General features: G+C 67.4%; 11 protein-coding genes. 8 read left to right on the top strand and 3 right to left on the bottom strand.

The window, feature by feature from the left end; genetic code table 11:
- Position 1 precedes the first annotated feature (1 nt).
- Together C5F46_RS02840 and ribA are read right to left on the bottom strand one after the other, a co-directional pair.
- On the bottom strand, positions 2 to 553 hold the full coding sequence (locus C5F46_RS02840; protein WP_107323839.1) for a L,D-transpeptidase family protein: 552 nt from the start codon (positions 551 to 553) through the stop codon (positions 2 to 4).
- A complete protein-coding gene (gene ribA / locus C5F46_RS02835) occupies positions 550 to 1632 on the bottom strand; it encodes a GTP cyclohydrolase II (RefSeq protein WP_107323896.1) in 1083 nt (360 codons plus the stop codon). The genes C5F46_RS02840 and ribA overlap by 4 nt, the downstream gene beginning before the upstream one ends.
- A gap of 142 nt (positions 1633 to 1774) precedes the next feature.
- On the opposite strand from ribA, the gene C5F46_RS02830 reads away from it, so the two are divergent.
- The 5 genes from C5F46_RS02830 (at position 1775) to C5F46_RS02810 (ending at position 5204) form a co-directional block, all read left to right on the top strand.
- Complete coding sequence (locus C5F46_RS02830) at positions 1775 to 2461, top strand: response regulator transcription factor (RefSeq protein WP_107323895.1); 687 nt, start codon at positions 1775 to 1777, stop codon at positions 2459 to 2461.
- Between the two features lie 145 nt (positions 2462 to 2606).
- The gene (locus C5F46_RS02825) at positions 2607 to 3395 is read left to right on the top strand and encodes an exodeoxyribonuclease III (RefSeq protein ID WP_107323838.1); all 789 of its coding nucleotides are present in this window, start codon (positions 2607 to 2609) and stop codon (positions 3393 to 3395) included.
- A gap of 58 nt (positions 3396 to 3453) precedes the next feature.
- Positions 3454 to 4344 (top strand): thioredoxin, encoded by an 891-nt coding sequence (gene trxA / locus C5F46_RS02820; protein WP_107323837.1) that lies wholly within the window; start codon positions 3454 to 3456, stop codon positions 4342 to 4344.
- Between the two features lie 27 nt (positions 4345 to 4371).
- The gene (locus C5F46_RS02815) at positions 4372 to 5010 is read left to right on the top strand and encodes an LON peptidase substrate-binding domain-containing protein (RefSeq protein ID WP_107323836.1); all 639 of its coding nucleotides are present in this window, start codon (positions 4372 to 4374) and stop codon (positions 5008 to 5010) included.
- 17 nt (positions 5011 to 5027) lie between these two features.
- Positions 5028 to 5204 (top strand): Trm112 family protein, encoded by a 177-nt coding sequence (locus C5F46_RS02810; protein ID WP_107323835.1) that lies wholly within the window; start codon positions 5028 to 5030, stop codon positions 5202 to 5204.
- On the opposite strand, the gene C5F46_RS02805 is transcribed toward C5F46_RS02810, so the two are convergent.
- Positions 5201 to 6427, bottom strand: coding sequence for a UbiH/UbiF/VisC/COQ6 family ubiquinone biosynthesis hydroxylase (locus tag C5F46_RS02805; protein ID WP_107323893.1), 1227 nt, complete (start codon positions 6425 to 6427; stop codon positions 5201 to 5203). The genes C5F46_RS02810 and C5F46_RS02805 overlap by 4 nt on opposite strands.
- An 80-nt stretch (positions 6428 to 6507) precedes the next feature.
- Between C5F46_RS02805 and C5F46_RS02800 the strand changes: the two genes are divergently transcribed.
- From C5F46_RS02800 to C5F46_RS02790, 3 genes are all read left to right on the top strand, one after another.
- Positions 6508 to 7833, top strand: coding sequence for an amidase (locus C5F46_RS02800; RefSeq protein WP_107323894.1), 1326 nt, complete (start codon positions 6508 to 6510; stop codon positions 7831 to 7833).
- A 118-nt stretch (positions 7834 to 7951) separates the two neighbouring features.
- Positions 7952 to 9130 carry an aminotransferase class I/II-fold pyridoxal phosphate-dependent enzyme gene (locus C5F46_RS02795; RefSeq protein WP_107323892.1) on the top strand — a complete coding sequence of 393 codons (1179 nt, stop codon included), beginning with the start codon at positions 7952 to 7954 and terminating at the stop codon, positions 9128 to 9130.
- Positions 9131 to 9141: 11 nt separating this feature from the next.
- Positions 9142 to 12123: a DNA translocase FtsK gene (locus C5F46_RS02790; protein WP_107323834.1), complete on the top strand. Its 2982-nt coding sequence runs from the start codon at positions 9142 to 9144 to the stop codon at positions 12121 to 12123.
- Positions 12124 to 12176 lie beyond the last annotated feature (53 nt).

Raw genomic sequence — 12176 nt, 5'->3', positions numbered from 1 at the left:
CTCATCCCGCCTTGTCGGCGGACCGGCTGCCCCGGCCACGGGGCAGCGGCAGGGGTGGCACGATCAGCCGCGCGCCGGGGCGCAGGCGGTTGACGACCCACACCAGATGATCGCGGCGCAGCGCCACACAGCCCGCCGTGCAAAACCCCGGCCTGCGCCAGATGTGGAGGAATATCGCCGAGCCGCGCCCCGGCACGGCATGGGGCCAGTTCCAGTCGGTGATCAGCACCAGATCATAAAGCGGATCGGCCCGGCGCAACCGTTCGTGGCTGGCAGCAAAGGGCGCGCGAACCATCAGGTTGTAATCGGGGTCATCCGGCGCATCGCACCATAAATCACCCGGCCCGATCGGCACCGCCCAGCCCGGCACCGATGCCCGCGCGATCCGGTCGGGGCGATACAGCACCCCCACGATGCGGTGCACGCCCGCGGGCGTTGCCCCATCGCCCTCACGTTTGGTCGCGGTGATGCCGCCGCGGCCGATGCTGGCGGGAAACCGGCGCCCGCGAAAGCGCAGCCCCATCGGCGTCAGCACCAGATCCTCAGGGCTCATAGCAGATGTCCCGATTTCGCGGCCTTGGTGGCCAGATAGCCCTCATTCTGGGCGGTGCGGCCCACCTTCAGCGGCACCCGTTCGACCACCTGAATGCCGTTGGCCTCCAGCATCCGCAGCTTGGCAGGGTTGTTCGTCAACAACCGCACCGCCGACACGCCCAGCCGTTTCAGCAGCCCCGCGCCGATGCGGAAATCGCGCTCGTCATCCTCGAACCCTAGCCGGTGGTTGGCCTCGACCGTATCAAAGCCCTGATCCTGCAAGGAATAGGCGCGCATCTTGTTGGCAAGGCCAATGCCGCGGCCTTCCTGATTGAGATACAGCAGAATGCCCCCGCCCGCCGCCTGCATCGCGGCAAGCGCGGCGTGCAGCTGCGGGCCGCAGTCGCATTTCAGACTGCCCAGCACATCGCCGGTGAAACAGGCCGAATGCAGCCGCGTCAGAACCGGCTGGGTGCGGTCGGGGTGGCCGACCTCGATGGCGTAATGATCCTCGGCGCCGTCGCCTGCGCGGAACACATGCAACCGCCCGGTGCCGGCCAGCGCCATCGGCAACCGCGCCGCGGCAACCGGGTGCAGCGCGGCCTCGGCGGCAAGGCCCGCGCTGGCCTCGACGGCGTCAAGCCGGGTCAGGCCCTCGGGCGCGGGGGCGGTCAGCGGCACGACCAGCGCGGCCGGCAAAAGCCGTGCCGATTTGATCAATGCCAGCGCCACACGCTCCAGATCGGCGGGGCCGTCGCGCCGGGTTTGCAGCGGGCCTTTGAGCGGCGTCATCAGATCATCGGCCGGGTCGGCCAGCGCCTGAAGCCACGCCAGATCGGCCCCCTCGGGCACCGCCACCCGCGCCAGATCGCCGTCGTAGGCGCGCGCCTTGAGCGTTTCGGCCCGCCGCACGGTCAGCGCCAGCACCAGCGGCCCCAGCGCCGCCAGCGCCGCCAGCCGCGCCGGCGACAGCGTTTCGACCGCCACCGCCAGCGCCGCCCGGCCCGGCGCGGCCAGAACGACGGGCAGCCCCATACGCAGATCGGCGCGGGCGCGGTTCAGACGTTCAAGCGGGGTGGGGCCAAGGGGCAACTGCATCATGCCTTCCAGATAGCGCCGCCTGACACAAATTGAAACATATCCCCGCATCCTGACACGTCCGCGTGAGAAATCTTTCACTGCCCTTGCCCTGACCGTGATCCGTGCGCAGCTTGGGACCACAAAGGATGGGGAGGCGATCATGGCCGCGCTGAAAAAAGTTCTTCTGGTGGATGATGATAGCGACCTGCGCGAGGCGCTGGCCGAGCAACTGGTCGCAACCGAGGAGTTCGACGTATTCGAGGCCGGAACCGGCGCCGAGGGCGTGGAAAAGGCGCGCGGGGCGCTGTATGATCTGGTTGTGCTGGACGTGGGCCTGCCCGATACCGACGGGCGCGAGCTGTGCAAACGCCTGCGCAAGCAGGGCGTGAAATGCCCCATCATCATGCTGACAGGGCATGACACTGATGCGGACACCATTCTGGGGCTGGACAGCGGCGCGAACGACTACATCACCAAGCCGTTCAAGTTCCCGGTTCTGCTGGCGCGCCTGCGGGCGCAACTGCGCACCCATGAACAATCGGAAGATGCGGTGTTCCAGCTTGGGCCCTACACATTCAAGCCCGCAATGAAGATGCTGGTCGATGCCAAGGAGCGCAAGATCCGGCTGACCGAGAAGGAAACCAACATCCTGAAGTTCCTGTATCGCGCCCCTGACGGGGTGGTGGCGCGCGATGTGCTGCTGCACGAGGTCTGGGGGTATAATGCCGGGGTTACGACCCACACGCTGGAAACCCACATCTACCGCCTGCGCCAGAAGATCGAACCCGACCCCTCGCAGGCGCGGCTGCTGGTGACGGAGTCGGGTGGCTACCGGCTGAACGCCTGAGGCACCGGCAAGGGGGGCTGTCTGCCCCCCTTTTTTCCGCGGGCATGCAATTCACCCCGAGGATATTTCGACCAGGTCGCAGCGCAGGGTTGCCTTGGGGCGCTCTCCGGGCCAAGGATCGGTCTGCCTGACCACGGAGACCGCAATGAGCTTTACCCTTGCCACATGGAACATCAATTCGGTCCGCCTGCGCGAGGGGCTAGTGGCGCGATTGTTGCAGGATGAGGCGCCCGATGTGCTGTGCCTGCAGGAGTGCAAAAGCCCGGTTGACAAGATCCCGATGGAGGCGTTCCGGGCGCTGGGATACAGCCATATCGTGGCGCGCGGGCAGAAAGGGTACAACGGGGTGGCGATCCTGTCACGCCTGCCCATCGTCGAGGCCGGCGCACAGGATTTTGCAAGCCTTGGCCATGCCCGCCATGTGGCGGCCCGGTTGGAGAACGGCGTTACCATTCACAACGTCTATGTGCCTGCGGGCGGCGATATTCCCGACCGGAACGAAAACGAGAAGTTTGGCCAAAAGCTCGATTTCCTGACCGAGATGCGCGATTTCTTTCGCTGGGACCGGCCCGACCGCGCCATTCTGGTGGGCGATCTGAACATCGCCCCGCGCGAGGATGATGTCTGGAACCACAAGGCGCTGCTGAAGATCGTCAGCCATACGCCGGTGGAGGTGGAGCATCTTGGGGCCGCGCAAGCCTCGGGCGGCTGGGTCGATGTGACCCGGCAGGACATTCCCGTGGGGCCGCTTTACAGCTGGTGGTCCTATCGCAGCCCGGACTGGAACACCGCCGACAAGGGCCGCAGGCTGGACCATATCTGGGCCACGCCCGACATATCGAACGCCGCCCACGGCAGCCGTATCCTGCGCGAGCTGCGCGGGTGGGAGCAGCCCTCGGACCATGTTCCGGTCTTTGCCAGCTTTGACCTCTGACCCCTTGGCGAGCCGCGCGGGCGCGCGCATATAGGGGCCAACAACATTGGAGGAGCAGATGCTCGGAACCGGACAGACCAACGTGTTGATCAAGGATGTGACCGAGGCCGATTTCATGGCCGAGGTGGTGGATGCCAGCCTTCAGGTGCCGGTGATCGTGGATTTCTGGGCGCCGTGGTGCGGGCCGTGCAAGACGCTGGGCCCGGCGCTGGAGGCCGCCGTGACCGCGGCAGGCGGCAAGGTGCGGATGGTCAAGGTCAACGTCGACGAAAACCAGCAGATTGCGGCGCAGATGCGGGTGCAGTCGATCCCCACGGTCTATGCCTTTTGGCAGGGGCAGCCGGTTGATGGTTTTCAGGGCGCGATCCCGCCGTCAGAAATCAAGAAATTCGTCGACAAGCTGGCCGCACTGGCCGGGGACGGTGGCCTTGCCGAGGCGCTGGAGGCGGCCGAGCAGATGCTGGCCGAGGGCGCCGCGGTCGATGCCGCCGAAACCTTTGCCGCGATTCTGGGCGAAGAGCCCGACAATGCCGCGGCCTTTGGCGGGCTGATCCGGTCGCATATCGCCGCGGGCAATCTGGACCAGGCCGAGGCGTTTCTGGCGGGTGTGCCCGCGTCCCTTGCCACCTCGGCCCCGGTCGAGGCGGCAAGGGCGCAACTGGCGCTGGCTCGTCAGGCTGCAAGCGCGGGCCCGGTGACCGATCTGCTGGCCACAGTTCTGGCCGAACCCGACAACCATCAGGCCCGCTTTGATCTGGCGCTGGCGATGCATGCCGCCGGCAAGGTCGAAGCCGCGGTGGACGAACTGCTGGAATTGTTCCGGCGCGACCGCGACTGGAACGAGGGCGCCGCGCGGGCGCAATTGTTCACCATCTTCGACGCGATGAAGCCCAATGATCCCATCGTGTTGAAAGGACGGCGCAAACTTTCCTCGCTGATGTTTGCCTGATCGGATGCGCGGCCTAGATAAGCTGCCATGATCAAGATCGCCGACTTGCCCGAGACCATTCCGCTGTTCCCGCTTCCAGGGGCGTTGTTGTTGCCGCGCGCACTGCTGCCGCTGCACATCTTTGAGCCGCGCTATCTGCAAATGGTTGAAGATTGCCTGAAAACCCCGACCCGGCTGATCGGCATGATCCAGCCGCGCCGGGTGCCGGGGGGGGACAGTCGGCTCAGCGCGATTGGCTGCGCCGGGCGGCTTACGGCATTTTCCGAAACCGAGGACGGGCGCTACATGATCACCCTGTCAGGCATTTCGCGGTTTCGGCTGGTACGCGAGGTTCAGGGGTTTACCCCCTATCGCCGCGCCGAGGTCACATGGGACAGTTTCGCCCGTGATCTGGGCCGCACCGAAACCGACCCCGGCTTTGACCGGGCCGCGTTTCTGGAGGTGCTCGGCCGGTATCTGGCCCATCAGGGCCTGTCAACCGACTGGGAGACGATGAAAGAGGCCGAGGATGAGTTGCTGATCAACTCGCTTTCGATGCTGCTGCCGCTGGAGCCGGAGGACAAGCAGGCCCTGCTGGAGGCCCCCACGCTGGAAACCCGACGCGAAACGCTGGTGACTCTGATCGAATTTGCCCTGCGCGGCGGTGCCGATGAGGTGGTGCAGTGACGCCGCCGCGCTCCGACATGCGCCCCGAGATCGACCGCCGGATGCTGGAGGCGCTGGTCTGCCCGCTGACACAGGCCACCCTGCATTATGATGCCGAGCGGCAGGAACTGATCTCGCGCCCGGCGCGGCTTGCCTATCCGATCCGCGCCGGTATCCCGATACTGCTGGAAGCAGAGGCGCGGGCGCTGGATTAAAGCGCCCGCCCCTGCATCAGCCTTGGCGGCGTTCCGGCCACACCTGCGGCCTGCCGCATGAAACCACGGCGCAGCGGGGCCAGCGCCTGCACCACGCCCATACCCAGATCGCGGCCTGCCCGCAGTACCGGGTTGTCATTGGAAAACAGCTTGTTGACCGCATCCATTCCCAGCGAAAGGGCGGTCGCATCGAACCGGCGCCAGCCTTGATAGCGTTCCAGCACATCAATGGCGCCGATATCTTCGCCGCGGCGCGCAGCACCCACCAGCACCTCGGCCAGCGCGGCCACATCGCGCAGGCCCAGGTTCAGCCCCTGCCCCGCGATCGGATGCACCCCATGCGCCGCGTCGCCCACCAGCGCCACCCGCGGGGCCACATAGGCCTCGGCCAAGGTCAGGTTCAGCGGATAAGTGAATCGTGGCCCGGCCAGCCGGATCTCGCCCAGAAAATCGCCAAAGCGCGGCCGCAGCAGCGCCAGAAAATCGGCGTCGGGCAGCGCGGCAACAGCCTTGGCCGCCCCCGCCCGCTCGCTCCAGACGATGGAACAGCGGTTGCCCGGCAAGGGCAAGATCGCCAACGGCCCCGATGTCATGAAGAACTGATGCGCCACGCCGTTGTGAGGTTTGTCATGCGCGATGGCTGCCACCAGCGCGGTCTGGCCATAGACCCAGCCCTGGCGCTTGATGCCTGCCCGTTCTGCCACGCCCGAGCGGCGCCCGTCGGCCCCCACCAGCAGCCGCGCAGTCAACGCCTGCCCGTCCGACAAGGTGACGCGCACCCCGCCCGCCAGCACCTCTTGGCCGGTGACTTCGATGCCGGTTAGCAAGCGAATGCGCGGATGCGCCTCGATCGCGGCCAGCAACGCACGGTAAAGAAACCGGTCCTCCAGCATATAGCCCACGGGGCCCTGATCCATCTCGGCGCTGTCGAACCGCATCGAAAACGGCGCGCCGCCCTCGCCTGGCCGACCGTCGGAGGTGACCACGGCCGAAATGGGCTGCGCCGATGCGGCCAGCCCCGGCCACAGCCCCAGCGCCGCCAGCAACCGCTGCGACCCCAGCGCCAGCGCATAGGCGCGGCCGTCGAAATCGTCGGCCTCCCGCGCACGCGCGGGGGCCGCATCGACGACCGTCACGCTCATGCCGGCCTGCGCCAGCGCCAGTCCAAGGGCGGGGCCATTCAGCCCGCCGCCCGCAATCAGGATGTCGGAATCATGTGTCATGCCTGCCAATATGGCGCGCGCCGCAGGATTGTCCATCCGCCGCCGCCCGGCTAGCCTTGGGCCAAATGCAGGAGGGCGCGATGGACGGGCAGCAGATGACGGCCGCCGAACAGGGCAGGCAGATCGCGGCGGGGCGGCTGGACCCGGTCGCGCTGGTCGAAGGCTATCTGGAGGCCATCGCCCGCCACCCCGAGGCGGGCCGCATCTATGCCCGGCTGACGCCCGACCGCGCGCGGGCCGAGGCCCGTGCCGCCCATGCCCGCGCCAGGGCGGGCACCCGGCGCGGGCCGCTGGATGGCGTGGCGATTTCGTGGAAAGACCTCTTCGACAGCGCAGGCGTAGCGACCGAGGCCGGATCACGCCTGCTGGCAGGCCGCGTGCCCGCCGCCGATGCCCCGGTGCTGGCCACGGCCACGCTGTGCGGCACCGTCTGTCTAGGCAAGACGCATATGACGGAACTGGCGTTTTCCGGGCTGGGCGTGAACCCGATGACGGCAACGCCGCCCAATGTGCACGGCAAGGGCTGGGCGCCCGGCGGGTCATCCTCGGGGGCGGCGGCCTCGGTGGCCTTTGGGCTGGCGGCGGCGGCGGTCGGCTCTGACACCGGGGGGTCGGTGCGCATTCCGGCGGCGTGGAACGATCTTGTGGGCCTGAAAACCACCCATGGCCGGGTGCCGCTGACCGGGGTGGTGCCGCTATGTTCGCGGTTTGACACGGTGGGCCCGCTGGCCCGCAGCGTCGAGGATTGTGCGCTGCTGCTGGCGGCGCTGGAAAACACCCCGGCCCCCGATCTGCGCGGCACGGGCCTTGCCGGGGCGCGGTTGCTGGTGCTGGAGGGCCTGCCTTTCGAAGGCGCCCGCCCGGCACCGGTAGCGGCCTTTGAGGTCGCCGTAGACCGGCTGGCACAGGCGGGCGCGCAGATCATGCGGCGCGCGTTGCCCATGGTTGACGCGGCGATGGCGCTGTCGGGCGTGCTGTTCGCGCCCGAGGCCTATGGCCTGTGGCAGCGCGTGATCGAGGACGCGCCTGACAAGATGTATCCGGTTATTCTGGAACGCTTCCGTACCGGGGCCGGGGTTCTGGCCGCCGATTATGTGGCCGCTTGGGCGGTGCTGGACCGGCTGCGCGCCGAATGGCGGGCTGCCGTTGCGGAATATGACGCGGTGCTGATCCCCACCGCGCCGATCCTGCCACCCGATGCCGACCGGCTTCTGACCGACCCGGCCTATTTTGCCGCCGAGAACCTGCTGGCGCTGCGCAACACCCGGATCGCCAATATCTTCGGGCTGTGCGCGCTGACGCTGCCCACCGGCGTGCCCGCCTGCGGCATCTCGCTGATGGGGGCGCCGGGCGCCGAGGCGCGGCTGTTGCGGCTGGGTCAGGCGGCCGAAGCGGCCTTGGGCTGAAATGCCACAGCGCCCTGCCACAACCGGCGGTAAAGCGGCGCTTTTTCTGGACGCGCGCGCCCCGTTTGGCTAACCTTTGCACAACGGGGCGCCAACGACCCCGACGAGCGAGGCAGACATGGCTTTTCCCGAGCGGTTTTCGAACCTGCCCGAATATGCGTTTCCGCGGTTGCGGAGGCTTCTGGACCATCACGCCCCCGGCGGCGACCCCATCGCCATGACCATCGGCGAGCCGCGCCACCCGATGCCCGGCTTTGTGGCCGAGGTGCTGGCGACCCATGTCGGCGAATTCGGCAAATACCCCCCGAACGAGGGCACGCCCGAACTGCTGGCCTCGATTTCCGGCTGGATCAAGCGGCGCTATGGCGCCGATCTGGACCCCGGCCGCATCAGCACGCTGAACGGCACTCGCGAAGGGCTGTTCAACGCCGCGATCGCGCTGTGTCCGGAAAACAAGGCAGGCAAGCGCCCCGTGATCCTGATACCGAACCCGTTTTATCAGGTCTATGCGATGGCGGCGCTGGCGCTGGGGGCAGAGCCGGTTTTTGTGCCCGCCACCGCCGAAACCGGCTTTTTGCCCGATTATGCCGCCCTACCGGCCGAAGTGCTGGATCGCACCGCGATTGCCTATCTGTGCTCGCCCGCAAACCCGCAGGGGGCCGTCGCCTCGCGCGGCTATCTGGCCGATCTGCTGGCGCTGGCCGAGAAACATGATTTCCGCTTGTTTTCCGATGAATGCTATTCGGAACTGTGGCGTGACACCCCGCCCCCCGGCGCGCTGGAGGTGGCGGCGCAAACCGGCACCGACCCCGAGCGGGTGGTGGTGTTTCATTCGCTGTCAAAGCGGTCAAACCTGCCCGGCCTGCGGTCGGGCTTTTGCGCGGGCGGCGCGGGCTGCATCGCGCACATCCGCCAATTGCGCAACTATGCCGGGGCGCCGCTGCCGCTGCCCCTTCAGCGCGTATCGGAACGCGCCTGGGGCGACGAGGCGCATGTGATCGAAAACCGCGCGCTTTACGCCGAAAAATACGCGCTGGCCGACCGTATCCTTGGCAATGTGCCGGGCTACCGGGCACCCGCGGGCGGTTTTTTCCTGTGGCTGCCGGTACCCGATGGCGAGGCAGCGACGCTGAGGCTGTGGCAGGAAACCGGCGTGCGGGTGCTGCCCGGCGCTTATCTTGCGCGCGACGTGGCGGGGCAAAACCCCGGCACGGGCTATATCCGGGTGGCGCTGGTCGCCCCCAAAGACGAAACCGAACGCGGCCTGATCCGGCTGCGTGATTGCCTTTACGGCTGAGGACGGGACAGATGGCATCCTATCAGGCACGACAGCGCGACCCGCTTCTGGATCAGAACACACAGGCCATCCTGGAGCGCCGCGGCAAGGAATTGCTGGGCGCTCTGCTGGTGTTGGCGGGGCTTCTGGTGGCGATGATGCTGGGCAGCTATTCGCCCGCAGACCCCGGCTGGACCGCCGCCACCGACGAGCCCGCGCAAAACATGCTGGGTCGGCTTGGCGCCACCGTCGCCTCGCCGCTGTATGTGATCGCAGGCTATGGCGCCTGGGGCATCGCGGCGGCGCTGGTGGTTTGGGGGGTGCGTTTTGTCACCCATCGCGGCGAAGACCGGGCGCTTTCGCGCGTGATCTTCGTGCCGATCGGGGTGGCGCTGACCTCGGTCTATGCCGCCTCGCTGGTGCCGGGGGCCGACTGGGGCCATTCCTTTGGGCTGGGGGGGCTGTTTGGCGATACCGTGATGGGGGCGCTGCTGAACCTGTCGCCCTTTGGCGCGGCCTTCGGCATCAAGATCATGGCGCTGCTGGTGGCCATGGCCGCGCTGGGCATGGGCGCCTTTGTGCTGGGCTTTGACATGGCCGAAATCCGCGCGATTGCCCGGTTTCTGATGGTGGGCACCGTGTTGGGCTATGCGTCGGCGATGACGGCGCTGGGGCGCGGGGCCTCGGCCTCGGTGCGCGCCGCACAGGCGGCGCAGGCCCGGCTGGAGGCGCGCCGCGCCGAAAGCCGCGCCGCCCGAGCCGCGATGCCGGGGGACTGGCGCGCCGGGTTGCTGCCTTATGATGCCCCGCTTGCACCGGCCCGGCCCAGCCTGATGGGCCGCATCCGCCGCGCGACCGAAGCCCCGCCCTTGGCCGATCTGGAACCCGAACTGATCGAGCCGCATCACGCGTGGGGCGACACCGCGCCCGAGGCCCCCAGCGAAGACCGTATCCGGTCGCGCATTGCCGATGCGGTGAAGGCACGCGCGCAGGTGGCTGCGCCGGTCAGCCTCCCCGTTAGCCCCGTAACTGGCTTGCGCGCCGAACCTGTGCTGGCTGCGGCCCCCGCCGCCCCGGCGGCGCTGGCTTCGGTCGTGTCGGCCGTGGCCGGGCGACTGGCGCGCAGCACGCCGCCCGAGCCCGCGCGCCGGATCGAGCCGCCGCTGAAGGCCATGCCCCGCTTCATGCCCGGCCTGCAAACGCCCGGCCCGCAAACGCCGCCCCTGTGCGCGCCAGAACCCGCAGCTCTGGCCCGGCTGCCGCAAGACGATACCGATCTGACCGAAGATTGGGGCGACGATGATCTGGACACCGATTTTGACGAAGGCACCGCCTTTGCCGAAGACGATGACATGGCCCCGCCGCCGCCAATGATCAGCCGCAGCTTTGCCCCCGCCACGCCCGAGCCGCGCCGGGTGGTGCAGCATGTGGCCAAAAAACCCGCCACCCCCTCGCGCCAGGCACAGGCCGAGGCGCAGCCGCGCCTGCAACTGGAACCCGAGGCCCCGGCCTATGAGGCGCCGCCGCTGGGCCTGCTGATGAACCCCGTCACGATCCAGCGCCACAGCCTGTCGGACGAGGCGCTGGAAGAAAACGCGCGGATGTTGGAAAACGTGCTGGATGATTACGGGGTCCGCGGCGAAATCGTCAGCGTTCGGCCAGGCCCGGTCGTGACGATGTATGAACTGGAACCCGCGCCGGGGCTGAAGGCCAGCCGGGTGATCGGGCTGGCCGATGATATCGCGCGGTCGATGTCGGCGCTGTCGGCGCGGGTGTCCACCGTGCCGGGGCGCAGCGTGATCGGGATCGAATTGCCCAATGCCCACCGCGAAAAGGTGGTGCTGCGCGAAATCCTCTCTGCCCGCGATTTCGGCGACAGCTCCATGCGTCTGCCGCTGGCGCTGGGCAAGGATATCGCGGGCGAGCCGATCGTGGCGAACCTGGCCAAGATGCCCCACCTGCTGATCGCGGGCACCACCGGTTCGGGCAAGTCGGTGGCGATCAACACGATGATCCTGAGCCTGCTTTACAAGCTTTCCCCCGAGGAATGCCGGCTGATCATGATCGACCCCAAGATGCTGGAACTGTCGGTCTATGACGGCATCCCGCATCTGCTGTCGCCCGTCGTCACCGACCCGAAAAAGGCCGTCGTCGCGCTGAAATGGGTCGTGGGCGAGATGGAGGAACGCTATCGCAAGATGTCCAAGATGGGCGTGCGCAACATCGAGGGCTATAACGGCCGCGTCCGCGAGGCGCTGGCCAAGGGCGAAACCTTCAAGCGCACCGTCCAGACCGGGTTTGACGAGGAAACCGGCGATCCGGTGTTTGAAACCGACGAATTCTCGCCCCAGCCGATCCCCTATATCGTGGTGATCGTCGATGAGATGGCCGACCTGATGATGGTGGCGGGCAAGGAAATCGAAGCTTGCATTCAGCGGCTGGCACAGATGGCGCGGGCCTCGGGCATCCACCTGATCATGGCCACGCAGCGGCCTTCGGTCGATGTGATCACCGGCACGATCAAGGCCAACTTCCCCACCCGGATCAGCTTTCAGGTGACCTCGAAGATCGACAGCCGCACGATCCTGGGCGAACAGGGCGCCGAACAACTGCTGGGCATGGGGGACATGCTGTACATGGCGGGCGGCAGCCGGATCACCCGCATTCACGGCCCCTTCGTCAGCGACGAAGAGGTGGAAGAGATCGTGAACCACCTCAAATCCTTTGGCCCGCCGGCCTATATGTCGGGCGTTGTCGAAGGCCCGGATGAAGAGCGCGAGGCCGATATCGACGCGGTTCTGGGCCTTGGCGGCGATGGCGGCGAGGATGCGCTTTATGATCAGGCGGTGGCAATCGTGATCAAGGATCGCAAGTGTTCCACCTCTTACATCCAGCGCAAGCTGGGCATCGGCTACAACAAGGCTGCGCGCCTGGTGGAGCAGATGGAGGATCAGGGCGTCGTGACCCCCGCCAACCATGTGGGCAAGCGCGAAATTCTGGTGCCCGAACAGTGAAGCAAAGCCCCGCCGATGTGAACGGCGGGGCCTTTCGTTGCGGCCCTGCCGCA

Origin of the sequence: Phaeovulum veldkampii DSM 11550 (assembly GCF_003034995.1) — a bacterium.
Classification (GTDB): Bacteria; Pseudomonadota; Alphaproteobacteria; order Rhodobacterales; family Rhodobacteraceae; genus Phaeovulum; species Phaeovulum veldkampii.
The sequence above is the reverse complement of the archived record's forward strand: the minus strand, read 5'-3'. Positions and strand labels throughout refer to the sequence as shown.